The organism is Paenibacillus sp. FSL H8-0548 (assembly GCF_038630985.1).
Taxonomy (GTDB): Bacteria; Bacillota; Bacilli; order Paenibacillales; family Paenibacillaceae; genus Pristimantibacillus.
On sequence record NZ_CP152049.1, the window covers coordinates 2,229,525 to 2,253,746 of the forward strand.

The window sequence follows — 24,222 nt, forward strand, 5'->3', positions numbered from 1 at the left end:
GTTAAATTAAGTAATTCGACATTCAGTCCGCCAAGCAAAGTCTGCTTTGCTGCCGCCGTTATATCATACCTTCTGTCAAGCGATGTTCGTTATTCCTCTCTAAGTCCTTGAGCACCCAGACCTATCCGTTTGAACAGCTGAATCATACGCGTTTTTTCTTCGTTGTCGATAAACGAGAAGTTTCGTGAAATCGTCGCGACATGCTTAGGGAAAACTTCATTGAAAAGCGCTTCCCCGCTTTCGGTGAGATTTACGTTCAACGTACGTCGATCCGTAACGCTCGGTTGTCGCCGTACATAGCCTATCTTTTCTAGCTTGTCCACCACATATGTGATGCTTCCGCTTGGAATCGCGAATATTTCGCTAATTCGCTGGATGGGATGCGGTCCTTTGTTATATAACAACTCAAGTATCATAAAATGATCCTGGCTGATGCCATGGCTTTCAATGTCACGCTTAAAATTATCGAACAGCGTTTTTGTGGCTTTAGCCCATACCCGAAACAAATTCAGGTCAAGTTCGCTGTTCTCGTCCGCTTGTTTCATCCAAACACCTTCTCCTCATAGGCAATATCTGCATCAGAATTCCAAGTTCTAAAACTTCATTCCGAATTGAAACTTTACTATTTTACCCCATCTCCGTTATTTATCCATTCAAGCCTTTTGCAAAACGAATTTATCCTATAACTAGGATAAATATATCCTAACATTAGGGTAAATGGTTGTCAACTCTCTTCCACTTCTTTCGTATCCTCAGAACGGCTTATCGCAGTTTGCAATTGGATCGAAAGGAACACCTCTCTGCAAATGTAACTAATCCATTCGTTAGCTTAAAGATTGAGCCATTATTGACTTGAAGGGTATGAAATGACGCGCAATGGCATCATTCACTTTGGTTTCTTATGAATTGCGGCGGACCGAGAAAAGTACCTCTTAATACAATAATAAAATACATGCTGGAGCATGGGGTGTAGGTGATTTCAGTGGTGCAAAAAAATTATAATGATGGAATGATTAGAGTACAATTTATACAAAGATTTACTCACTTTATTTTAAGTGACCAACTTCAAGAGAAGGAGATTCAATAGTAAAGCATTATTAGGCTAGCGGGTAACGATAGTTTAATAAAAACATGGAAGCAGCTGACCACAATGATCGGCTGCTTCTTTTTGCAAACGGGAAGGATAGTTAACTCATCTCACGAATAACTAAATTATGGAGAGTTATCGTAGTTCGTACGATTTTATATATGGGAGGTAGGGTTTAATGATAAATGTCAAAGAAGCTGAAAACCAATTAAAAGCAATGATTAGAAATATAAATGCTGATGATATATTGAATATTTGGAACACGTTTAAGACCTTTGCTAAGGTAGAGGTTGAATGTGCTGAATCTTCATTATTATTTCAGTGTGGTGTTTATAATTTTACTGGAACTGAACTATTTTATTTCGATTTTGTCCGTCAGTTTACAATAGAGGAAGAAGGCGAATATTCGCATATGGAACAATTACATTGTGAGTATACATTTCCTCCTGTTGATGAATTAAGGTCATTGAAAAAGTCACTTTGGTCGTATGATACTGATGATAATCTTGCTTTGTTTTTTACAACAGTTGAATCATTAAAGGAATTTTTAATTCCAATTAGCCGTAATTTTCTCCTTGAATTAAAAGTTTATCAAGAGGAAATTTAAGACCAACGCTTTCATAAAAGAGAAGTGCGTATTTGACAAAGGTACACTGATCATGAGCAAGTGCTACTGTGGCTTGCTCTTCTTATTAAGCTAATTGGCAGGTTTCGTTGATACTCACATGCCAGGGTAGGACTTATTAGTCATCAGTTCTGTTGCAATGCACATTTTATATCGATTTTTATTTAATTAATTGGCGGAGATGAGTGCATGTCAAAAAAAATCATAAAACGTATCGTTGATATCATTACAGTATGTACAATTGTGTATGTTTTGTATTTAGGCTATTTTGTATTTTTTGATAAACTCATGGTTCCTTATGAAATTACTTCACTATATGTAAAAATGGGGTATGCGTTTACCGCATTATTTATTATTTTGATTATAAGATGTAGGAGGGACTTATGCGGAAGACAGAAATAGTGGCTTGGACGGAAAAGTGGAATGAGCTGTACGCCATAGAATCAGATATAATTAGTCGGATTTTTATTAATGAAATGATTGTTATTTATCATATTGGAAGTACATCTGTCCCTCAAATTGGTTATTCAAAACCAATTATTGATATATTGCTTGTCGTTAAAGACATAGAGCGGGTTGATCTCTGTAACGAAAAAATGGCTGATATTGGTTATTCTGTTCGAGGTGAGCAGGGAATAGTAGGAAGACGGTATTTTACAAAGGGTGGGAGTAGTAGAACCCATCACGTGCATATATACCAGACTGGGAATATAAACATTCAACAGCATTTAAACTTTAAAGGATATTTACTTTCACACTCTGAAGACGCAAAAAAGTACGGAGAACTGAAACTGAAATTAGCTAATGAGTTTCCAGATGACACACATAAATACCAAGAAGGTAAGGAATCTTTTGTTAATGAGCTAGTAGAAAAGTCCATGACATGGGCTTCGTCTCTTAGATAACAAAAAGATATTGGTGTTAAGGGTAGATCCAGAAAGTTATTAACCTATACCAGCTAAAGGCTTGTCAAGATTACCATTAAAATGACCTTAAATCTTACGTTATAGTTAAAATCGGCAAGTCAAATAACCCTCCAATTCACACTACGGTTTGGAAGCTAAACCACTCCTAGTAAGCGCGTGCTCTGTACATGCTTCTAGTTTTCCTAAAAATCAAAAGTTCAGCAGCAGACGGCACAGAGGGATATGAGCTAAAAAAAGATTTAGATGGTGACCAACCAAAGACGCCCGAGGAAGCATTGGCCATACAGAAAAGTAGACCTCCGGGTGGTCGTGATATCCCACTATATGATGTTGATGGTAAAACCGTAATTGATGTCTTTCAAATTGGATCATAGATTTCGGCAATCGACACCATTGATTCTAAATCGTAATTTGGATTAGCAGCTTTCCTTGTTCGTATTGGAAATAGATATCGCCTTGATATTTCTCAACCGTTCTTTTAATAATCGTTAAACCGTTGCCCCTCAAACCATCCGTATTATTTTGCGTTGTAAAACCATATTGGAATAAGCTCTTTTCTTCATTACTCGAAAGCTCAGCAGTATTCTCAACAGCAAATAGATATTTCGTGCCGTCTGATTTACAAATAACACGAATGAATTTAGGTTGTTCTCCTTTATAAGTCTCAACTGCTTCAATTGAATTATCTATAAGATTGGCAAAGATTTTTACCAGATCCATAGACTCTACTCCACTAAAATCATTTAAATCAGTTTCAAAATTCATTTGTATATTTTTGGATTGGGCTAATTCCCATTTACTTTGGAACAGAACCAGCAATATCGGGTTTTTAATTCGCAAGGATAAGTTTAAAGTTTTGGATTCGATTGTTAATCTTTTTAAGTAATCACTAGTTTTATCATATAATTTTAAATCCATAAGTCCATTTAGAACTTGAAGATGATTCATTAAGTCGTGTCTAGTGGATTTAATGGTGTCGATCACTTTACTTAGCTCCGAAATATATATTTTTTCTGATTCCTGTAAGTCCAGCTTCAAACGGAACTTATACCATTTGTTTAAAATGAACACAACAATTAATAAGGTGACTGCAAATAATATATCGATTCCTAAAACATTTCCATTGCTTTGGACAACTTGCTGACTTACCAGCTCTAAATCATTAGCGTCGATGTCAATCCCAACAACGCCTATCATTTTTCCATCCCCATTATAGAATGGTACGCCAATAGACAGATAGGTACCATTATGTTCATCTTTAACAATTTCCGTAAAGTAACTTTGGCCAGCTTTTGCTTGTGAAACCTGAACAGGAGGGACCGTGCATATTAAGCCGATTGGCAAATCATCCACACCAGGTGGAAGGGCGGCTACCATTACTTTAGAAATATCACTTTCGTCCAACATTAATATATAGACGTAAAGTGCGTTTATTGGATCACGATATTGTTCTAAGAAACGCCTTATATCTTGTCTATTTTCATCATATTCCTTATTAGTTAACCATGTTTGATATAGATCTTTATCGAGGTCATTAGCAATATCCTCAGCTATCGTAATGTATTGTTTAGCAAGAGCTATTTGCGCTGATTTCCCAGTAGAATAGTTAGAAATAATTAACTTTGAGCTAGTTAGAACGCTAAATATAATAATTGAAATAACTATAAAAAATATAATTCTTTTGTTAATAAATAATTTTTTTAGTTTCATTTTCCTATTCCTTTTCTTCTATTACTTAATCAAATAATATCGGCAACAATGTATCAAATCGTTAGAATTAATGTCTATAAACAATTATAAGGATAATTTTTATTAAATACATCATTAAATTTACAAGCAAGAAGCCTATTACCAGAAAGATATGATGACTTTATAATATGAGCGGCAGGATACTGACAGTATGTGCTACCATAATGAGGAGTACTAGTGATCTTTATATTGGGAGGAATTTGTATGGCATCATATGAGAAGCTTATATTTCCAAAGGTGAATACAGTGGAAGAAATCGCTGAGGTTGCGCGATTGGCAGCAGAAATATGGCGCGAATATTATGTATCCATTATTACGATAGAGCAGATTGAATACATGATTGGCAAATACCAAACGATTCCAGCGATTAAGGATCAGATCAATCATCAGGGCTACGAATATTACTTTATCCAGCACGATGGATCTGCGGTCGGCTATATGTCAGTCAGACAAGAAGAGGAGAAGCTCTTTTTGAGCAAGTTTTATATAGGAAAGGAGCACAGGGGACGCAGCTATGCAAGCCAAGCGTCGGTATTCCTTGAGCAGTTGTGCAAAGACCGAAATCTAAGTCATATTTGGCTAACGGTCAATCGTTATAACGAATCCTCTATTGCGGTATATGAGAAAAAAGGCTTCAAGATCGTACGAGAACAAAGAGCGGATATCGGGAATGGATTTGTCATGGATGATTTTATTATGCAAAAAGAAATTTCGGATTCGTAAGCGAAAATTATGAGAACTAGGCTGCTGGCATAAATCGGCAGCCTTTTTCGTTGTATAGGAAACTATGGATTCTCCGAACCTGTTAATAACGATGCTGCTCCAGCAGCCGGAGAGGGGATAACGAAAGCTAACGGAAACCAGAGACGCTAAAGTGCGATTTTTGGTTAGCGTCACATTTTAACGGAAGTGGGAGACGCTATTACGCAGAAATGAAGCGATATCGTGTATCTTTTGTACGAATAGAGGCCCGTGTTTCCGTTACAATCTTGAAACGACATATATAGGCGATTTAGCGTCTCTGGTTTCCGTTAGAAGTCCGAGCTGACGCGTCTGCGATGTGTAATCACCTGTAAGGGTGATTTTGTTCCGCTAACGAACAGATTTATGCAGCGACCTGCGTAAGTGCTCACAAATCGTTAGGTTAAAGGAGGATTTAAAATCATGACAGGCATTTAGAATTAACAAACAAGATTGGGCTCTTCTGAAATCCGTGAAGGATGCGAAAAAGGAACGATGGGCTGCTCTGTTTGTAGAGGATGAATGAAATCGATGGTGAGGCTGATTTATTCGCCGATTTTAAGAGCCTTGCTTCTATACTGCAGAGGGGTACACCCGGTCAGCTTGCGGAACAGGGCATGGAAAAATTTTAGATCGGTATAGCCGATACGTCCAACGATTTCGTTGACGGGCAGGTCCGTCGTCTCCAGCATGACGCAGCTTCTCTGAATGCGGACATGCTGCACATAACGGTTAAAGGTTTGTCCGGTGGCTTGCTTGAAAAGCTGCATGGCGACAGTCCGATGCGGATCCGCTTTCTGCAGACGATTCTGGAGACAGCACCCGAAAACTATAAGCCGATCCCTGAGGTATACGATGTGCCAACCATTGGAATTGAAGGAGAGTACTATCTCCAATACTGTGGCATTCACCATCCGGCTTATCGGATTATTGAGCTGCCGGATAAGATTTATCAGGCCGTTAGACTGACACGCGTGTCTTAATGTGGCAGCAGCAGGTACATATGAAGAAAAAGGAGCTAGTTGGTCGAACCTTTAATCATATTTTCAGAGATTATCATTTCGAAAAGTATTTCCAGACAAATGCAATGACGAAAGAAAAATGTAGATATTTTTTTGATATAATAAGAGTAATGAATGTAGAACAGGTTAAATAAGGAGAAAACATGAATAGTTACGATTTTTTACCGATTATACTAGGCAGCGATGAAAATGCATATGGAAACGTTAGACTTATCCATGAGACTTACCAGATCAAGCCACTGCTGCTGTGCAGCCGGCTGTTAATTCCAACGATGAACAGCAAATTGTTTGATCTCATTCAAATCGATCGATTTGACCATGAGGACGTGTTTCCGGGTGCTCTGCTCTCCATATTGGAAAAACACATCGCTCCGAACAGAAAACTAGTCGTCATTCCTTGCTCGGATTATTATGCGGGCATGTTGTCACGGCATTATAGCAAATTCAAAGGGCTTATCGAGAATCATTTTATTTCTGAGGCTTTGCTTGATACGTTTGATACAAAAGATAAATTTTATAAACTTTGTGAAAAATATGGACTGGATTATCCGAAAACGATTGTTTGTGAGCCGCATGAGCGTGAAAGAGCGCTGGAACAAATGGAGTTTCAATATCCAATCGTCGTAAAGCCCGAAAACAGCAATGCCTACGCATATTTACATTGTCATTTTGAAGGCAAAAAGAAGGTGTTTTTCTTTAGCACTAAGGACGAGTATTTATCAATGGTCAAAAACATGAATACTTCCGATTATAAAGGAAAGCTAATTATACAAGAATTTATCCCTGGCGGGGATAGTTCGATGCGTGTCATCAATAGCTACTCTGACGATAACGGGAAAGTGAAAATGATGTGTCTCGGCCAGCCGGTGCTTGAGGAATATGCGCCGAAAACACTTGGCAACTACGCTGCGATTATTTGTCGCTCAGATATGGACATTTATCAGAAAGTAAAGGAATTTCTTGAACAGATCGGTTATGTCGGTTTTTCCAATATCGATATGAAGTATGACAGCAGAACAGGCAAATATATGATGTTCGAAATTAATCCGCGACTTGGCAGAAGTAGTTTTTTTGTCAGGGCAGCTGGACTTAATATGATAGCTGCGCTGATAGATAATGTTGTCTATGGCAAAGACGAAGACTGCGTATATAGTGACAAAACAGCCCTTTGGACAAATGTACCGAAAGTCGTATTGCGAAAATATGTAACTGAACCGGCATTATCTGATGAAATTAATAAGCTGTACAAACAGAAAAAAGTGCTCAAATCACTTTGGTATAAAAAGGACCTGAACTTGAAGCGTATTTTAAGAGTTTCAAGGTATTATTTCGGACATATAAATAATTTCCGGCGATATTATTTTAACAAGGACAAGCTGTAACCATCGATTATAATGAGAGTCTGGACCGGTTGATTTTCAATAGGTTAGTGTGTATCTCTCGGAAAAGGGTTTAGAGCATGAACAAAACAGATCGTTTATTAGCTATAGTGCTTGAGCTGCAGCGTAATGAAGTGTTACGAGCCGAGGATTTGGCCGCTACATTTGAAACAAGCGTGAGAACCATTTACAGGGATATTCAGGCTTTGAGTGAAGCTGGCGTAACCGTGATAGGGGCACCTGGACAGGGATACTCCTTAATGGAGGGGTATTTTCTGCCGCCAGTCAGTTTCACGGTTGAAGAAGCAGTAACGTTACTCATCGGAACAGATTTTATCGAGCATTGGTTTGATATCCACTATGGCAGCAAGTCTCGAACCTCTAGAGGGAAGATTGAAGCTATCCTGCCGGAACCGATCCGCAAGGAGGCATCCCGGATTCGCAAGAGCTTTCGGTTGCTCACTTCTGCTGAGGGTGCAGTACGAATGCAAGAGAAGGCATACTTGGAAGCGATTCGTCGAGCGATATTAGAGGAAAGGAAAATCAGTTTCCGCTATTCCAAAAGAATCGCCGAAGTGGATGGGAACCGCCAAAGTGTTCGTACGGTTGCTCCTTATGGACTTGTGCTTCACCAAGGTTCATGGGTACTCATTGCATGGTGTGAATTGCGTCAAGACATCCGGCATTTCCGGTTGTCACGGATGACGGAGCTAATCGATCTGGAAGAAAGATTTATGCTGCCAGCAGATTTTCAATTGAATGTATATCAGCCGCCAGACGATCGCAACATCCTTGTGCGCATCCAGGTCCAGCCGGATATTGCTGATAAGGTAAGGGAATCAAACAACTTCTATACAGAAACCATAGAGAACCATCCGGAAGGGATGCTGGTGACCTTTCGCGTTCGACAGCCTGAGGAATTGCTGCAATGGGTGCTCGGTTGGGGTGGCGGAGTGGTTGTGCTGGAACCGGAATCCTTCCGACATCAAATTAGAAATGAAATAGAAAAAATGTTAAAACGCTACTGACATAATGGTGTCAGTAGCGTTTTTGTATACTTAGATAAAAAGATGAGTAAAGGCGATGATACAAGATGATTACAACAAAGGAAGCATTACAACGATTTGAGGAAACTGCGACACATTATATTCATGAATTGGATCAATTCAGTCTAGAGCAGCTGAGGGATAAACAAAGTGACAACGAGTGGTCGATCGGACAGATGTTTCAGCATCTCATTAGATCGGCGCTTGATATGCAGCTTCGCAATATTGATCAAAGCCTGATACCAAGCCAAGATCCTCTGATATCTCCAACGGAAAAAACCGAGGTTGGTGCAGCTATATTTGCTCAAGGAAGCTTCCCGCCCATTCGTATTCATGTTCCGCCTTCCCCTCAATATACGCCAGAGCAGCCGGAAAACAAAGAGCAGCTCATTCAAGGCTTACAGACTGTCATCCAGAGAATGAAGGAGATTGAACCTGCCCTTGAGAAAATGTCCAAACAAAATACAGTGTCTCATCCAAGATTCGGTGGACTGTGTGCGGAGGAATGGTTTCTGCTTGTTGAAATGCACTACCGTCATCATCTTCTGCAGCTGGACCGTTTAAAAAAAGGATTGCTGCGGGAAGCTACTTAACTTAGAAAAGGAAGGGAATTATAGGTATGCAATGAGCAGATCTCTAACAATTATAATCACCCAGCCGAGATGATCGAATCATATAGCAAGAATAATTAAGTTGTCGTTATAGTAACGAGTACCGATAGTTCAATTTGCAACATGAAAGACGGCAATCGCTTAGTCATCCAAGGAAAATGAATAAATTAATGGAAATCCATCATAATAGTCAAGAACACCTACCTATCGAATGGAGGATAAAGCATGCTCAATAACCTTGAGAGTAACTATGATTGTGCCAATGCGGGAGATGATTTGCATCAACTCAAGCAGGAGCTCGAATCGCTTCGTGAACAGCAAGTAGAAGACAATGAATCACAAGAAACGATCAATCGTCTCGAAAATCAAATCTCGTTCATATTAAACAAATGTGATATCACCCATTAGCCTGAATTTGAATAAACAACGAATCCCTTTCTTTACCCGATTAAGTGGTGAAGCAGGGGATTCGTTGTTTTAAACGTGTAATCATATTTATTATTGTCCTTTATTCACAACAAGAGCCTATAAACTTTTCCATATTTAGATAAGAAGTGTATCTAATTCTCTCTGGATTTATAGATCGTTCTAATGATGACTTCAGGAATGAACAGCAGCAGCGCTATAGATCCGTAGACGCCAATAGTGTAACTGTCAGCGTAACCGAGACCGAATCCCTGCTCAAAAAGTAGAGTGATAAGATGAATCGCCATATTCGTAAAACAAAAGGCGTAGCTGCGAATCATCCAGTTCCGGTGGCGGATCATGCGTTTCTTTAAGATTTGGACAAGCGCTGTAATGGTAATAATCGGCCAAATCATATTGAGCAAATTAAATCCCATACTGCTGATTTTTCCGCCAGTTGCATAAGGCGCCATATAGCCGGAGGTGATCACGACAAGAAGGACGGATACGATATATACATATCCGTTCATACGATGCAGCTTGCGGCTTTTTTTAAAAATACGATTAGAGAAATTGAGTAGCCCCGAGGCCATGGCCAGACATGCGAATGCGACATGCACATACATCACGTTTAACCAGACCGGGAGTTTAATCGGGCGTTTAAGTCCGGTTTTATGGCTTAGAAAACCCGTAGCCTCTGGATCGATGAAATAATTTTTCGCTAAGGCATACAGAATAAACAGGATACTGAGACTGACTAAAACTCCGAATAGCTTGTTCCGATTTTTCATGTCATCCAACCTATTTCCCATTAGAAAATCCGATTGCCTATTAATTTAGATGCCGGAAGTATGCCGGCCTTAGCGATTCCGGTCATGTGATCGCCTTCTACGGAAACTTCGAATTTCAGATTTAAGCGCATAGGCCGCGTGACTCGAAGTGACCAGAAAAGCTTGTTTTTCTGAAGCACGGGGTCTAACATTTCAATCGTTTCGTCCCCTTGTGTTGCTGTTCCTTGTATCATGCCATTCCTATTCGATATCGAGAGCTTGACCAGGAGCTTACCAACTGGAGTAGCGATTGTCGCATCCCAACCCCCATCGAAGACAGATGCCTGTGTAGCTGGATTATCCACTGCGTCGCCATTCTTCTCCGCTGTGTCTGCCACGACATTCGGTTCGTCGCTTTCCAATGTTTTAGGATGGTTAGGCGCAATTCCAGCTTTTCTCCAAACGGTTCCTCTTCGTTCGTATTGGAATAACTCCTCTACCGCATGCGCGATTTGCGGCCCAAGTTGACGCTCCACTAGATACAGCGCGACATCGAGTCCAGAGGTAACGCCGCCGCCGGTCACCAGATTGCCGTCATCCACGACGCGTGCCGTGACGGGAACAGCTCCAGTTGCTCCGAGTAAATCCATGCCCAGATGGTTCGTTACAGCTGGTCTGCCCTCCAGCAATCCTCCCATGGCCAGTATCAGTGAACCTCCGCATACGGTAGCGACCACGATGTCGGTTTGCCCGAGCGCCTGTTCAATCAAATCTGTTAATGCCGTATTCATGGCGCGGCCTAGAATAGCCGGGATGGAGTCAGGTCCATTTCCTTCGAGGTCACCGGATGCGCCAGGCAAAAGGATAATGCCCGGCACTTCCGGGTACAAACGGCCGCTCGCCTCAATTTTCAACCCATTGATGCCGCTGGTGACGAACCGAGGTCCTTCGGCGGTGACAAGCTCCACGCTTATCGCGTTATCAGTCATCATTACGGCGGCGCTAAAAACCTCGTAAGGTGCTATTGCATCCAGAAGATCGAAGCCGTCAAACAGTACAATTTGAACCTGTAACATAAATAAGTCCCCCTAATTTCAATAAAATTTGTTCGTAGTAGAATCATAACAACGGAATATCTCAATCCAGGTTGTGAAAGTGTCACAAAACAATAAACAAATAATCACAAAACATCGGAAGTCGATTGCTCCGGTAGAAAAAATGATAAACTGGATGGGAAGGTGGGATACCCATGAGCGTAATGCAAACGATACTCGTCGTAGACGATGATCTTAGTATCGTTGAATTATTGAGAGACTTTTTGGAAAACGATAATTTTCAAGTGATAACCGCTTGCGATTCCTCGGAAGCTTGGGCCTTGTTTGAGCAAAGCACCGTGCATTGTATCATTCTGGATATCATGATGCCGGGGCAGGATGGCTTCGAGTTATGCCGTCGTATTCGGAAGGAGAGCAGCGTTCCGATCCTCTTTTTAAGCGCCCGCAGCGATGATGTGGACAAGATTCGAGGACTGACTCTTGGCGGCGATGATTATATTGTCAAAAGCGCTTCCCCCGGTGAAATTGTTGCCAGGGTTAAAGCGGTATTGCGACGGTCCGCTTCCCAGCAGCGAATGGATGAAAGAATATTGGATTATGGACGCATTAAAATAAATCTGACTGCAAGAGAATTGATGGTGGAAGGGGAGCGCGTAGAGCTCACACCGAAGGAATTTGAGCTGCTGCAATTGTTTGCAGAACATCCTAGACAGGTTTTCTCCTATGAACAATTACTGGATAGGTTCTGGGAAGGGGTGGGCGATAGGCATACGATTCGGGTACACCTCAGCCGGCTTCGAGACAAAATTGAACCCGATCCTAACCAACCGCGCTGCCTAGTCAATGTATGGGGAGTCGGGTATCGCTTTGAGGGAGGATAAGATGAAGACACTTCGCATTCGCACATTTACTTTACTTTGTTTCTTCTTCATTCTTTCCTTGCCTTGGATCTTCTATATTGCCGCTCATTTTCTGGAGACTAATACGTTCAGTTTCGCAAATAGCCAGTCGCCAAACGAAGCTCTGCAAGATCAGTTGACGGAGACGGTTCGCCTAATCGAATCGAACACGTTCAATTGGACGGATCCGAATTGGCAATACCAATTGCAAGCCCGATTGCAGGAAGCGAAATTGGATGCTGTTATTTTAAATGCGTCAGATCAGGTAATTTATGAGTCTAATCCAGATAGCCATAGCGCTTTTACATCAACCGAACGGTTTTCTGTCCTGGAGGACGGTCAATTACGCGGAAAGTTTGTCATCTATTTGCCGGAGACGCATAGGGTACAATTCATTTCGATTTTTGCGGGATTATTGCTGGCATTTTTTATAGTTGCTGTTGAAATGCGAAGGTTTCTCCTAAAGCCACTTGAGAGAATGAGCCTTGCAGCCAGACAAATTGCGGCAGGTGACTGGGCTGTACGGTTGCCAGCATCCCGAATCACGGAAATCGCCGAAGTGCGCGATGGGTTTGAAGTGATGGTGAAGGGACTTCAAACATCTAGTCGGAAGCAAGTGGAACTCGAAGAGGAACGAAGGTTCGTGATCGCGGCCGTCGCGCATGATTTGCGAACACCATTGTTTGCATTGCGAGGTTATTTGGATGGTCTGGAGCAAGGGATTGCTCAATCGCCTGAGAAAATCTCGAGATATTTGACGGTTTGCAAGGAAAAATCGGCACAATTGGATCGGCTGGTAGAGGACCTATTCTCATTTACGAAGATGGATTATTTGGAGACGCAGCTAAACAACGAGACGGTTGATCTGACTTTCGTACTTCGGAAGTCAATGGATAGTCTGAGTCCGCTAGCTCAGCAAAAACAGATTACGATTTCCAGTCAATTTACAGACGACTGCATCATTAGATGCGATACACACTTATTAGAACGCGCCATGAATAATTTATTGGATAATGCGGTCAGACACACACCACCCGATGGTGAAATTGTTGCCATGTGCTATAAAGATGGCAATAAAGTAAAGTTTACGATTCGTGATAGTGGACCAGGCTTCTCTTCGGAAGAATTGCCGCATGTATTTGAACCTTTATATCGCGGTGAAATATCCCGGAATCGGTTAACGGGGGGCAGCGGATTAGGGTTGACGATTTCACAAAAAATTATTAGGCGTCACGGAGGCGAGCTTACTGCAGGTAACCATTCTGAGGGTGGAGCCCTCCTGTCGGGCTGGATAGCTGCAAAATGAAATGCTTGAACCGCCTCGGATGATGGTGATGGTTAGGCGTTTGATTAAGATTTCCATTTTCAAGTCTGGCCTATAACCTTAATCAAGCGAACAATCGATGAAATCAACGAATACGATTCTTTATGTGACCCAGATGCAAGCTTAGCCGTTAATTTGAAGCAGAGAGCGCTTTCTCGCTGCAATATTATAATGTTTTCTTATGATAGAATGAATGAAGAGAAATATTTACCAGATGATGAGCTGCGGGGGATGCTAAGGATGAGGAAAGGCACAAGAGTTTGGAGCAGATTCAACCTTTTCAAAGGCACAGCGCTTCCTCCAGAGAGCAGGCTAAGCAAGGACGCTGTTACTGCTCTAATTATTCATTGCTGCTTTCAGTTCGGCGCATCGATGTCAGGCCTGTTTCTAAATTTATATTTGTGGCGTTTGACACAGGATTTAGCGGTAAATGGGATTTATAACATCATCGTGTTTATACTGACGCCGCCAGCTTTTGCATTAGGGGGCTGGATCGCTAAACGGCGTGATCGAATGGTTACGTATCGCCTCGGCATCGTAATGATTGCTATCTTTTATTTGATGGTCGTCATCGCTCAGGAGCATGTGGCACAATATTACATATGGTTTGCTATTTTCAATGGAATTGCAGCAGGCTTTTATTGGACCGGCTATTTGGTTATCCAGTATGATGTGTCTACAGAAGCCAATCGCATACGGTTTCTAGCTATTAATATGATTGTATTTAATTCCTCTGGACTCGCTGGTCCTGCGCTTGCCGGGTTTATTATTCAGCGCAGCGAAGGGCTGCAAGGGTATATTGTTATTTTTACGCTTGCATTCATTATGTTTCTAATAGCAGCTATTGTAAGCTTCCGCATTCCTATGATTCAATCCCATCATAAAGCTTATTACTTGAAATTGATGGGTCTGGTGATGAATAAAAATCGGCGCTGGATGAAAGCGCTGTACAGCTTTTTCGTGCTGGGACTCTTCCAAGGGATCATGCTTTTTTTACCCAATATTATGCTGTACCAAACGGTTGGGCGCGAGGATTGGGTAGGCTACTTGGGTGTGTTTTTCTCATCGCTAACCGTTGCAACCGGGTATGTCATTTCAAGGAAAGCACAGAAGGAGCAAGTTCGTAAATATGTATTGCTGTCTACTACCGGTGTTGTTATCGGTTCAGCATTGCTGCTGTTCCAAGTGCAATTCTGGTCGGTCGCCATATTTATGATTTTATTCTCGATTTGTAATCCGCTTGCAGTTAATACGTTAACCTCCTACTATTATCGGTTAATCGGTACGCTGCCGCTCAAAGGACAGCTGCGTGTAGAATCGGTCGTCATGCGTGAGCTGTTTCTAAACGTTGGAAGAGTATTTTCGATTACGCTGCTTATTTTTCTAGCTCGTGATTTGCAGTCGGTATGGCTGCCTATCGTATTGTTTGCTATGGCGGCGCTGCAATATGTATCGGTTGCACTGATTAAGGAGAAGCAAACGGGAGAGCAATAATAACGGCTTCAACCGGAATTAAAGGAAAGCATAGAAAAAACAGTATAAATAAGCAGCTGTCTATTAAAACTTCAGCCTCTCTATAGAGGGGCTGAAGTTTTTTTATTTTAACTAGGAAGCAGAGAATATTGAAACTTGAATACAGAGATAATTATAAGTATTTCTGCCGTCGAATCTGTTATTCTAAATGGATGGATTATTGCAAACAATCTTCATGAGCAAAGGGGAGTTATCCGTGCAAAGGAAAAATCATGCCATCTTTTTTATTATTACGCTTGGAATGATGCTTTTAACGGGTTGTTTGAAGAATGAAGAGAACTCTTCAAATCGAAATGGACAGCTGGATAAAGCTGCGAAACAAAAAACGGTAACGCTTACTTTTTGGAGAAATTCAGGAAACAAAGCAGAGAATGCCGCTTATGATCAGCTGCTGGAAGCATTCATGTCCAAGCATCCCTCGATCAAAATCGTGATGATGCCGTTCCCATATAGCGATTATGATACGAAGCTTAGGACCGCAGTTGCGGCGGGCAATCCGCCTGACATTATGGCCATCGATGCTCCGAACCTCGCTTCCTACGCAGAAGCAGGTGCACTCAGCCCCTTGACCGATGCTTTTCAGAAAGACGGGCATCTCGAGGATATCCCGCAAACGACGATCGAAGGGTATACTTATCGGCAGCATATTTATTTGGCGCCTATGACGGAATCATCCATCGCGATGTTTTATAATAAAAAAATGTTCGAATCTGCCGGAATTCCGTTGCCCTCACGCGATCCCGATCAAGCGTGGACGTGGGAGCAGGTGCTTGATGCTGCGAAGAAGATCAACGACCCAGATCGAGGTATCTACGGGATCGACCCTGCCCAAGGGTTCCAAAACGCGGGGGCAACTGCTTATTTTAAGTATCCGATTATATGGCAATTTGGCGGTGACGTTATGAATCCGGAAGGCACCTCGGCGAAGGGCTATTTGGATTCTCCAGAAACGAAGCGGGCCTTGACGTTCTATACGGAGCTATTCACGAAACATAAGGTAGCGTCCTTTGAGTATCCGGTAGATGCCTTTCCGAACCGCAAGCTTGGCATTACGATCGACGGAACCTGGTCTCTGTCCCACATCGCGGAAAATTTCCCTGACTTTAAGCTGGGCGTTGATTTCGATGTTGCCCCGCTGCCTAAAGAGGTAAGACAGGCCGTTGCCAATGGCAGTTGGGGACTAGGCATCTCGGAGAAGAGCAACTATCAAGAAGAAGCATGGCTGTTCGTGAACTGGATGACAAGCTATGAGGGCTTAAAGCTGTACACGAGCATTACTAGGGATATTCCGGCGAGATATTCGGTTGCGAAGGAGTTTACGGAGCTGAATGAATACCCGAAAAACATATTCGTCATCCAAAACCAGAAATACGGCAGGCCTCGCCCGATTACGCGTGTTTTCCCTCAGGTTTCGGAGGCCGTGAAAAATTTATTCGAGGAAGTTGCGCTCGAGAAACGTAATTTGGATGAGGCCGTCCAAGCTGCGATCAGCACGATAGACAAGGCATACAATGATTCCGTAGCCATATCCAAATAATCAAGCCAGTAGACAGAGTGGGGGCTGCCCGATGTTTTTCTCACTAAGAAGCCGTCTGATGGCGGCGTTCTCGTTATTGCTCGTTGTACCCTTTATTACGCTTGTGTTCGTTCTTAGCGAAGAGTCGGCCAAGCTGATTAGACAATCCATAGAAATCTCGACGTCACAGACTATTGAGCAATTCGGGTCGCATGTCAACACCTCGATGACGCAAGTCGAGGAAATCGGCAATCAAGTTATGAGCAACCGCGTAACGCAGCAGTGGATTACGGCTCAAATGAGTCCGGACAGCACAGCAGAGGAGCGTCTTCTTGCCAAGCAGGAGCTTATGGAGTATGTATCTTCCTACTCGATCAATAACTCGAGCGGCATATCGATAGGGGTTTTTTCTGATTTTACGGGCGGGATATGGACACAGGACCGGACGTATTTGGAGCAGGATTGGTACAATCGGTTTCTAGATGAGGATAAGCGCTGGACGGAGGCGCATTCCGACCCCGATCAGGCGGATACGATCATGAAAGCCCGATTGGTGAACAGCTTTTTGCTTCCTTTGGTACAGCTTCAATCGTTTACGAAGTCGGGAATCGTTAAAATCAATTATCCAACCTCGGTGCTTCGGGACGCGATTGAGAAAATCCGCTTCGGCAAGACGGGCCAAGCTTTTTTGCTGACTTCGGATGGAAGTAGCGTGCTTGACCAGAAGCTACCGGAGGACAGTCTCATGGTACTATCAACGGGGCTAACAGAAATTAAGGCAGCGAAAGAGTATGAAGCAAGCGGAGTATTTCCCATACAAAGAGATTCGGAGACGTATCTACTATTCTATCGCTATTTTGAAGAGCAGGACTGGTACGTGATCGGGGAGGTGCCCGAGAAGGAGCTGTTCGTCAAAATCGAGCAAATACGGCGTACCATGCTGTTTATTAGCTTGATTCTGTTGCTGCTAATTATTTTAGTCGCCTATTGGCTCTCATCTGGCATTACAAGGCCGCTTACAGCGATGGCTAGAGCAATGAAGCATGTGGAGCGCGGGGAGTTTGCCCAAGCGTTTAGCATCATGCCGAAGGTTCGGACCGGTCATAGCGAGGTGGGCTATGTGACGAGAGTGTTCGAGAATATGACAACTCGCTTGCGGTTTCTTATCGAGACGGAGTTCGAAACGAATCTTAGGCGCAAAAATGCGGAATACAAGGCACTGCTGCTGCAGATCAATCCGCATTTTTTTAATAACACACTGGAAATTATTGGCGGTCTTGCTGCCATGAAAAAAAATGACGTGTTAATGGATGCGACGGAAGCGCTTGGCCAAATGATGCGCTACTCGCTTAATTTAAACAGCGATCTGGTAAAAGCGAAAGAGGAAATGAACTATATCCGCGATTATTTATTCATTCTGCAGCTGCGATACGAGGATCGGCTCCAAGTGGATATAGAGGAGGATTTGGCGGTGGGCTCGCTATTGATTGCCAAATTCATATTACAGCCAATCGTGGAGAATGCTGTTAAATACAGCTTGGAGGAAAGCGGCGTCGCTAAAATCTCGCTTCGTGTCAAACGCGAGCAGGACAAGCTCTGCATGACCGTGGCCGATAATGGTATCGGCATGGACGCGGATCTCGTCGAGCACCTGATGAAGGAACTGAGCGCTGCCGATTCCGTCGATATTTTGAACAGCGGAGGCGACAGCATCGGCCTAAGAAACGTACTTTCACGCTGCCGTCTTTACTACGGGGAACAGCTGGAGGTCAGCATAGATTCAACTCGCGGAGAAGGTACGGAAATTCGAATCAGCATTCCCGCAGTTAAGGGGTGATAGATGTTGTACAGCATAATGATCGTCGATGATGAAGCGGGAGTTAGAAACAGCATAAAAGCAAAAATAGATTGGCAGGGATACGGATTTCAAATCGTGGCGGAAGCATCGAACGGCGAGGAGGCGCTGGCCTTCCTGAAGCAAAACAAGCTTCCCGAAGTTCTTCTCACCGATATTCGGATGCCGCAGATGGACGGTATCGGACTCATAAATGCGTGCAAGCAACTATATCCGTCACTCAAGATCGTCGTATTATCCGGATATTCGGATTATACCTATATGCAAGCAGCGATACAGGCCGGCGTAAGGGATTATTTGCTCAAACCGGTTGGACGGCGAGAGCTGGCTGCTCTGCTTGAGAAGCTCGCTGCAGAAGTTGCGGCCCAGCAGACGGATAAGCAGCTGCAGCAAGCCGAGCTGCGGCAAAGAAAGGAGCAGCTGCTTGCCTTGCAGGAGCAGATACTGCTTCGGATGGTGAAAGAGGATTTCTACAGCCTGCTGGTCATAAAGGAACGATTAGAGCAGCTGCAGCTGTCTGCGTTAATCGATGAGCAACTTCTAGTTCGGTTTATAACGGTGGAAATGCGCGTGCCGGCTGGCAGGCTTGGCGATGAAAGAAGCCATCTGGACTTGCTGCATATGGCATTCCAGATGTTATGCCGAGAAACGGCGAGCACCTTTCCCGAGGTACATCCGTTCTATGACGCTAGCCACCCGTCTATGATGCATTTTCTGGTGCAAGTCCATTCAAATGGAATGGAAGGCATCGATGCAACGGAGAGTCTGGTTCACTTAATGAAAACGAACATACACAAGTATTTGAAGCTCGACTCTGTTATCGGCGTAGGAGAAGCGGTTAACGGTGTCCGTCAATTTAAAAACGGCTATTCCTCGAGCATGCTCTCCTGGAGCCGCAGCACCATCCATGGGACGAACGGTGTGGGCAGTCGGCAGGTGCAGGATTTGATTGCGGCATTCTCTCCGGAGCTCGAGAGGCAGCTGGTCGTATCCGTGGAGAATGGCGATCATAAAGCCTATTCATCTCTACTCGAGCGAATTATTCCGAGCGGCGTTGATTTTCCCATGTACTCGTTTACCTTTATCGCATCACGCATTCTGCTTCTTTTTCATTCCATTGCCAAAAAATATGAAGCAGGTGAAGCGATCCTGCAAAAACGGCTATGGGATTGCCAGATGACAATCGGGGATTTCCATTCCAGGGAGCAAATCTTGGATCAGCTGGAGGAGCTTGCTCGCCTCGTGATGAACGAAGCTCTTAAGACGCGTTCCTCGAGCGGCCAGTCTATCGTCAAAGCCATTCAGAAATACGTAGACGACAACTTCTCCTACGAGCTTGCGCTGACCTCGCTTGCGTCGATGTTTCACTTGAATGAAACCTATCTTTCAGGGCTCTTCAAGCAGCATGTAGGTGTGACGTTCAGCGAATATTTGACGGGGCTCCGGATGAAGAAAGCGGGTGAGCTGCTCGCGTTAAGCGACCTCAAGCTGACGGATATCGCGATGCTTGTCGGGATATCGAGCTCAAGCTATTTTAGCACTTCCTTTAAAAAGTATTATGGCCTCAGCCCTAAGGAATATCGGGAGCAGAACCAATCTAAAGCATAGTACCGGCATGGCGATTCAATAAGCGTCTTCAGTGTCTAATCGGAGAGCCTATTCCAGCTATATCGATACAGACCCGCATTTCGACAGCGACACAGGATGCCAATTTTAGAAAGATGACCCGAAATGCCGGGTCATCTTTTTTTTTGTGTCGCTTGCCGCGCCATCCTGCACAACCAAAAACTTTGAAAGTACGATCCTGAGCATTGTGAAATAAGTGCGGATTTGTTTTTGATATATTGTTCATGCAGCAGTAATTCAAAGTGCATTCACCTCGCTACAGGCAAGGCGGGAGCGGGAAAAATGAATTCGGGGGTTGGCCGTGAGAAAAGATTGGATCTTTTATACCGTGATGTTTTCGCTTCTTATAGCAGTAATAGGCGCAGCAGCAGTGCTTTCATATTCCGAGGAAGAAACTGCGGATGTGGTCGCATACAAGCTTGCAGATGCAGAACCGCCGTCAGGCGGGATTCTTCTTGGAGCAGGCAGCATGAATACCGGCAGTACGGATGCGAGCATTCTTTCCGAATGGAAGGGACGGAAGCAAATCGCCGATTGGCAGGAAGGCAAGACGCTGGAATGGACGATAGACGTCGCGGAACCAGCGGATTACGAGCTGTCGCTCGGCTATTATCCGCATAATGGGAACGGGCAGCCGATTGAATTTATGCTTTATGTTGACGGTGAAGCGTTATCCGATTCTTACGCGCCGTTCAAGCTAAACCGATTGTTCTATGATGAACCGGGTGCACTGAAGCGGAGCGGCGGCAATGAGCTGCGTCCGAAGCAGCTTGAAGGCGAGGTATGGCTGCATACAAAGGTGGCGGTTGCGGGCGAGCTGGAGGATGGTCCTCTGAAGCTCTCCCTAACGAGCGGCAAGCATGTCATCAAGCTGGAAAATGTGAGAGAAAGCGCAGCAGTTGATTACATCAGGCTGGAGAAAGCAGTCGATGTGAAAGGCTATGCGGACTATAAAACCTCGCAGGCCGTGAATGAAACGAAAGGAAACGGCGAAGCTTTCATCACCTTTCAAGCGGAGCACGCTTATGCGAAATCCGCATCGGGCTTGTTCCCGACGACGGATCGGACCTCGCCGCTTACGACGCCGTACAGTCCGACTTTGCTTCGGATCAATACGATCGGCGGCAGCAACTGGGATGTGCCGGGGCAGTGGATCAGCTATAAATTCGAGGTACCGGAGGATGGCTGGTACAAAATCGGAGCCCGGTACCATCAGAACGAGGTTAAAGGCTCCTTCGTCTCAAGAAAGCTTGAGCTGGATGGAGAGGTGCCATTTAAGGAAATGAATGCGGTTCGATTCCCGTATGCCTTGAAATGGGATATTACGGAGCTTGGAGAAGAGACAGGCAAGCCTTATCTGTTCTACCTCACGAAGGGCGAGCATGAGCTGAAGCTTGAGGTTACACTTGGCGACATCGCGCCGTCAGTGCAAAGCGTACAACAGATGGTTTACGATCTCAATCAGATTTACAGGAAAATCGTCATGATCACCGGCGTTAATCCTGACGTCTACCGTGATTATGAAATTGAGAAAAGCGTACCGGGCTTGCTGGAGCAATTTCAAGAGTTGTCTGGGCACATGAAGGACGAAGCAAATCGATTGGATCAGCTGTCGGGACAAGCGAACGCCGGCTCCCGCACCTTGAAGCTGCTTGCGCTTCAGCTTAACGGCTTTATCGACCGTCCAGACCAAATTCCGAAGCGTCTGGAAAATTATAAAACAAACATTACGGCGGTGGCTGATTGGATGCTCAGTGCGATGAAGCAGCCGCTGGAGCTCGATTATTTGTATGCAGCATCGGACGGTTATGAGCGGCCGAAGGCGGAGGCTGGCGTTATTGCGCAAAGCGTACATGAAATCCGCGCCTTTGCCGGTTCGTTTCTGCAAAATTACGATTCGATGGAGGGCAGCGAGGACGCAAAACGCTCCATCGACGTATGGACTGGACTTGGTCGTGACCAAGCCTATGTGCTCAAGCGTCTGATCGACGAATCATTTATTCCCGAAAGCGGAATTAGCGTGAATCTGAATTTGGTAGGAACCTCCCTCGTGACAGCTGTTATGGCGGGGGAAGGTCCAGACGTCAACCTGTTTACGAGTCGCGGCGATACGATGAACCTGGCGGTGCGCGGCGCGCTTACCCCGCTTGATCAGTACGAGGAGTTCGAAGGGATGAAGCGTGAATACATGGACACGGCATTCATTCCGTACCAGTACGAGGGCAGCACCTTCGCCGTACCCGATGATCAGGAGTTCTTCATGCTTTTCTACCGGAAGGATGTCCTGCAGGAGCTTGGCATAGAGCCGCCGCAAACGTGGGAGGAGCTCCTCAAGGTGGCTCCTGTGCTGCAAAACAATAATATGCAGATCGGCTTGCCTTATGAAAATCTCGATGCTTTCCAGCTGCTGACGAAAGGGATCGGGGCGCTCAATTTGTTCCCGACGCTGCTGATGCAGCACGGAACAGGGATCTACAATGCGAAGGAAGACGGCACACGCTTCGGCGAGCCGGAAGCGTACACCGCCTTCAAGCAATGGACGGATTTCTACAACTTGTATGATTACCCGCTGTACAAGGATGATTTCAACCGTTTCCGTACGGGCGAGATGCCGATCGTCATTTCCACCTATAAGCTTTATACTCGCTTAGCTGCTGCAGCGCCGGAAATTACAGGTACGTGGGAGATGATTCCCATTCCCGGCATGAAGCGTCAGGATGGTACGATCGATCGCTCCACAGGTGCAACAGGAACAGCGTCGATTATTCTCAAGGACGCGGTTAACAAAGAAGATGCCTGGACATTCATCAAATGGTTCAACCGTCCGGAAATTCAAAGCCAGTTCGTCAGCGAGCTGGAAAATGAAATGGGCGTGTTGGGCAGAAGGGTGCCAGCCAATCTAATCTCGTTCAAGTCGACGAATTGGAGCAGGGCGGAGCAAGAAATGCTGACGGAGCAGTGGAAGCAGGTGCAAGAAATTCCAGAGCTGCCAGGCGGTTATTATACGTCAAGAAACGTGGATAACGCCTTCCGCGAGGTCGTATTCCAAATGGGCAACGCAAGAGAGAGCCTTTTCTATTGGAACAAGGATATCAATGATGAAATTAAACGAAAAAGGTATGAATTCGGGGTGGAGCAATGAAAAAATCAATAGCCCAAACGATCGGCATGCATAAGGAAAGCTATCTGCTGATGACGCCGTACATGATTTTCTTTCTGCTCTTTACGATTCTTCCCGTCGTGCTGTCCATCGTGCTTGGTTTTACTTACTACAATATGATCGAGCCGCCGCGCTTCGTCGGCTGGTACAACTACATTCGTCTGTTCCTTGACGATGACATCTTTATTATAGCGGTCAAAAATACGTTGTTCTTCGCGTTCGTTACGGGGCCTGTGAGCTACTTGCTCAGCTTCCTCGTCGCTTGGATGATCAACGACTTGTCCAAGACCTTGCGCTCGATCGCAACTACCGTGTTCTATATCCCGACCATCATCGGCGTATCTGTCTTCCCCATGTGGAGACTCATATTCAGCCCAGATGCTTACGGTTATTTGAATGGCATGCTGATGGGCCTCGGGCTCATCAGCGAGCCAGTCGCCTGGCTGCTCGATAAAGAGTACATTTTGCTCATTCTAATCGTCGTTCAACTATGGATGAGCCTTGGCATCAGCTTTCTGGCCTTTGTTGCCGGACTGCAAACCGTCGATCGCAGTCTTTATGAAGCAGGCGTTATGGACGGCATTAAAAACAGATTTCAAGAGCTTTGGTACATTACGCTGCCATCGATGATTCCGCAGCTGATCTTCGGGGCGGTGATGCAGATTGTCATTTCATTCAGCGTCGCGGATGTTTCCATTCAGCTTGCCGGCTTTCCGAGTACGGAGTACGCGGGCGAAACGATGGTTACCCACATCATGGACTACGGCAGCATCCGATATGAGATGGGCTATGCCTCCGCCATGGCGGTTGTCCTGTTCTTCATGATGGTGTTCACGAACCGACTCGTGACGAAAATATTGCAGAAGGTCGGAATTTGATCGGAGGAGGACATC

General features: G+C 44.5%; 21 protein-coding genes. 16 read left to right on the forward strand and 5 right to left on the reverse strand.

The genetic code is table 11. The features are described from left to right. Positions 1–89: 89 nt before the first annotated feature. Positions 90–545, reverse strand: coding sequence for a MarR family transcriptional regulator (locus MHI37_RS09470; RefSeq protein WP_076340029.1), 456 nt, complete (start codon positions 543–545; stop codon positions 90–92). 720 nt (positions 546–1,265) lie between these two features. Between MHI37_RS09470 and MHI37_RS09475 the strand changes: the two genes are divergently transcribed. Together MHI37_RS09475 and MHI37_RS09480 are read left to right on the forward strand one after the other, a co-directional pair. Continuing rightward, positions 1,266–1,694 carry a hypothetical protein gene (locus MHI37_RS09475; RefSeq protein WP_076340030.1) on the forward strand — a complete coding sequence of 143 codons (429 nt, stop codon included), beginning with the start codon at positions 1,266–1,268 and terminating at the stop codon, positions 1,692–1,694. A 401-nt stretch (positions 1,695–2,095) separates the two neighbouring features. Further along, the gene (locus MHI37_RS09480) at positions 2,096–2,617 is read left to right on the forward strand and encodes a GrpB family protein (protein ID WP_076340032.1); all 522 of its coding nucleotides are present in this window, start codon (positions 2,096–2,098) and stop codon (positions 2,615–2,617) included. 420 nt (positions 2,618–3,037) lie between these two features. On the opposite strand, the gene MHI37_RS09485 is transcribed toward MHI37_RS09480, so the two are convergent. After that, positions 3,038–4,348, reverse strand: coding sequence for a GHKL domain-containing protein (locus MHI37_RS09485; protein ID WP_076340034.1), 1,311 nt, complete (start codon positions 4,346–4,348; stop codon positions 3,038–3,040). 243 nt (positions 4,349–4,591) lie between these two features. Here MHI37_RS09485 and MHI37_RS09490 point away from each other — a divergent pair, with 243 nt between their 5' ends. Beyond that, positions 4,592–5,110, forward strand: a complete 519-nt coding sequence (locus MHI37_RS09490; protein WP_076340035.1) for a GNAT family N-acetyltransferase — start codon at positions 4,592–4,594, stop codon at positions 5,108–5,110. Positions 5,111–5,673: 563 nt separating this feature from the next. Here MHI37_RS09490 and MHI37_RS09495 read toward each other — a convergent pair. Then, entirely contained in the window at positions 5,674–5,898 is a 225-nt protein-coding gene (locus MHI37_RS09495; RefSeq protein ID WP_076339612.1) for a helix-turn-helix transcriptional regulator, read from the reverse strand. On the opposite strand from MHI37_RS09495, the gene MHI37_RS09500 reads away from it, so the two are divergent. From MHI37_RS09500 to MHI37_RS09520, 5 genes are all read left to right on the forward strand, one after another. Beyond that, the gene (locus MHI37_RS09500) at positions 5,845–6,111 is read left to right on the forward strand and encodes a hypothetical protein (protein WP_179090323.1); all 267 of its coding nucleotides are present in this window, start codon (positions 5,845–5,847) and stop codon (positions 6,109–6,111) included. The genes MHI37_RS09495 and MHI37_RS09500 overlap by 54 nt on opposite strands. A 182-nt stretch (positions 6,112–6,293) precedes the next feature. Next, positions 6,294–7,532, forward strand: a complete 1,239-nt coding sequence (locus MHI37_RS09505; protein WP_076339614.1) for an ATP-grasp domain-containing protein — start codon at positions 6,294–6,296, stop codon at positions 7,530–7,532. A 77-nt stretch (positions 7,533–7,609) separates the two neighbouring features. After that, positions 7,610–8,557, forward strand: coding sequence for a YafY family protein (locus MHI37_RS09510; RefSeq protein ID WP_076339615.1), 948 nt, complete (start codon positions 7,610–7,612; stop codon positions 8,555–8,557). Positions 8,558–8,625: 68 nt separating this feature from the next. Further along, entirely contained in the window at positions 8,626–9,168 is a 543-nt protein-coding gene (locus MHI37_RS09515) for a DinB family protein (RefSeq protein WP_076339632.1), read from the forward strand. A gap of 243 nt (positions 9,169–9,411) precedes the next feature. Continuing rightward, positions 9,412–9,594 (forward strand): DUF2524 domain-containing protein, encoded by a 183-nt coding sequence (locus MHI37_RS09520; RefSeq protein ID WP_076339616.1) that lies wholly within the window; start codon positions 9,412–9,414, stop codon positions 9,592–9,594. A 152-nt stretch (positions 9,595–9,746) separates the two neighbouring features. Here MHI37_RS09520 and MHI37_RS09525 read toward each other — a convergent pair whose 3' ends face one another. Together MHI37_RS09525 and MHI37_RS09530 are read right to left on the reverse strand one after the other, a co-directional pair. Further along, positions 9,747–10,382, reverse strand: a complete 636-nt coding sequence (locus MHI37_RS09525) for a DUF2306 domain-containing protein (protein ID WP_076339617.1) — start codon at positions 10,380–10,382, stop codon at positions 9,747–9,749. A 20-nt stretch (positions 10,383–10,402) separates the two neighbouring features. Then, a complete protein-coding gene (locus MHI37_RS09530) occupies positions 10,403–11,437 on the reverse strand; it encodes a DJ-1/PfpI family protein (protein ID WP_076339618.1) in 1,035 nt (344 codons plus the stop codon). Between the two features lie 173 nt (positions 11,438–11,610). Between MHI37_RS09530 and MHI37_RS09535 the strand changes: the two genes are divergently transcribed. From MHI37_RS09535 to MHI37_RS09570, 8 genes are all read left to right on the forward strand, one after another. Then, the gene (locus MHI37_RS09535; protein WP_076339619.1) at positions 11,611–12,297 is read left to right on the forward strand and encodes a response regulator transcription factor; all 687 of its coding nucleotides are present in this window, start codon (positions 11,611–11,613) and stop codon (positions 12,295–12,297) included. A 1-nt stretch (position 12,298) separates the two neighbouring features. Further along, positions 12,299–13,621 carry a HAMP domain-containing sensor histidine kinase gene (locus tag MHI37_RS09540; RefSeq protein ID WP_076339620.1) on the forward strand — a complete coding sequence of 441 codons (1,323 nt, stop codon included), beginning with the start codon at positions 12,299–12,301 and terminating at the stop codon, positions 13,619–13,621. 258 nt (positions 13,622–13,879) lie between these two features. Further along, the gene (locus MHI37_RS09545; RefSeq protein ID WP_076339621.1) at positions 13,880–15,133 is read left to right on the forward strand and encodes an MFS transporter; all 1,254 of its coding nucleotides are present in this window, start codon (positions 13,880–13,882) and stop codon (positions 15,131–15,133) included. Between the two features lie 235 nt (positions 15,134–15,368). Beyond that, positions 15,369–16,709, forward strand: coding sequence for a sugar ABC transporter substrate-binding protein (locus MHI37_RS09550; RefSeq protein WP_256710703.1), 1,341 nt, complete (start codon positions 15,369–15,371; stop codon positions 16,707–16,709). Positions 16,710–16,740: 31 nt separating this feature from the next. Then, positions 16,741–18,525, forward strand: coding sequence for a histidine kinase (locus tag MHI37_RS09555; protein WP_076339622.1), 1,785 nt, complete (start codon positions 16,741–16,743; stop codon positions 18,523–18,525). A gap of 3 nt (positions 18,526–18,528) precedes the next feature. Beyond that, positions 18,529–20,151, forward strand: a complete 1,623-nt coding sequence (locus MHI37_RS09560; protein WP_256710704.1) for a response regulator — start codon at positions 18,529–18,531, stop codon at positions 20,149–20,151. 319 nt (positions 20,152–20,470) lie between these two features. Beyond that, positions 20,471–23,311: an extracellular solute-binding protein gene (locus MHI37_RS09565; RefSeq protein ID WP_083676548.1), complete on the forward strand. Its 2,841-nt coding sequence runs from the start codon at positions 20,471–20,473 to the stop codon at positions 23,309–23,311. Continuing rightward, positions 23,308–24,207: a sugar ABC transporter permease gene (locus MHI37_RS09570; protein ID WP_076339623.1), complete on the forward strand. Its 900-nt coding sequence runs from the start codon at positions 23,308–23,310 to the stop codon at positions 24,205–24,207. Before MHI37_RS09565 ends, MHI37_RS09570 begins: the two co-directional genes overlap by 4 nt. The last annotated feature ends 15 nt before the right edge of the window (positions 24,208–24,222 follow it).

Bases quoted from the DNA above. Each gene is read 5' to 3' on its own strand.
- MHI37_RS09570 (WP_076339623.1), top strand. From the start codon at position 23,308: ATGAAAAAATCAATAGCCCAAACGATCGGCATGCATAAGGAAAGCTAT.
- MHI37_RS09490 (WP_076340035.1), top strand. From the start codon at position 4,592: ATGGCATCATATGAGAAGCTTATATTTCCAAAGGTGAATACAGTGGAA.
- MHI37_RS09525 (WP_076339617.1), bottom strand. From the start codon at position 10,382: ATGAAAAATCGGAACAAGCTATTCGGAGTTTTAGTCAGTCTCAGTATC.
- MHI37_RS09485 (WP_076340034.1), bottom strand. From the start codon at position 4,348: ATGAAACTAAAAAAATTATTTATTAACAAAAGAATTATATTTTTTATA.
- MHI37_RS09530 (WP_076339618.1), bottom strand. From the start codon at position 11,437: ATGTTACAGGTTCAAATTGTACTGTTTGACGGCTTCGATCTTCTGGAT.
- MHI37_RS09500 (WP_179090323.1), top strand. From the start codon at position 5,845: ATGCTGCACATAACGGTTAAAGGTTTGTCCGGTGGCTTGCTTGAAAAG.
- MHI37_RS09505 (WP_076339614.1), top strand. From the start codon at position 6,294: ATGAATAGTTACGATTTTTTACCGATTATACTAGGCAGCGATGAAAAT.
- MHI37_RS09470 (WP_076340029.1), bottom strand. From the start codon at position 545: ATGAAACAAGCGGACGAGAACAGCGAACTTGACCTGAATTTGTTTCGG.
- MHI37_RS09510 (WP_076339615.1), top strand. From the start codon at position 7,610: ATGAACAAAACAGATCGTTTATTAGCTATAGTGCTTGAGCTGCAGCGT.
- MHI37_RS09480 (WP_076340032.1), top strand. From the start codon at position 2,096: ATGCGGAAGACAGAAATAGTGGCTTGGACGGAAAAGTGGAATGAGCTG.
- MHI37_RS09560 (WP_256710704.1), top strand. From the start codon at position 18,529: ATGTTGTACAGCATAATGATCGTCGATGATGAAGCGGGAGTTAGAAAC.
- MHI37_RS09495 (WP_076339612.1), bottom strand. From the start codon at position 5,898: ATGCAGCTTTTCAAGCAAGCCACCGGACAAACCTTTAACCGTTATGTG.
- MHI37_RS09540 (WP_076339620.1), top strand. From the start codon at position 12,299: ATGAAGACACTTCGCATTCGCACATTTACTTTACTTTGTTTCTTCTTC.
- MHI37_RS09555 (WP_076339622.1), top strand. From the start codon at position 16,741: ATGTTTTTCTCACTAAGAAGCCGTCTGATGGCGGCGTTCTCGTTATTG.
- MHI37_RS09520 (WP_076339616.1), top strand. From the start codon at position 9,412: ATGCTCAATAACCTTGAGAGTAACTATGATTGTGCCAATGCGGGAGAT.
- MHI37_RS09535 (WP_076339619.1), top strand. From the start codon at position 11,611: ATGAGCGTAATGCAAACGATACTCGTCGTAGACGATGATCTTAGTATC.
- MHI37_RS09545 (WP_076339621.1), top strand. From the start codon at position 13,880: ATGAGGAAAGGCACAAGAGTTTGGAGCAGATTCAACCTTTTCAAAGGC.
- MHI37_RS09475 (WP_076340030.1), top strand. From the start codon at position 1,266: ATGATAAATGTCAAAGAAGCTGAAAACCAATTAAAAGCAATGATTAGA.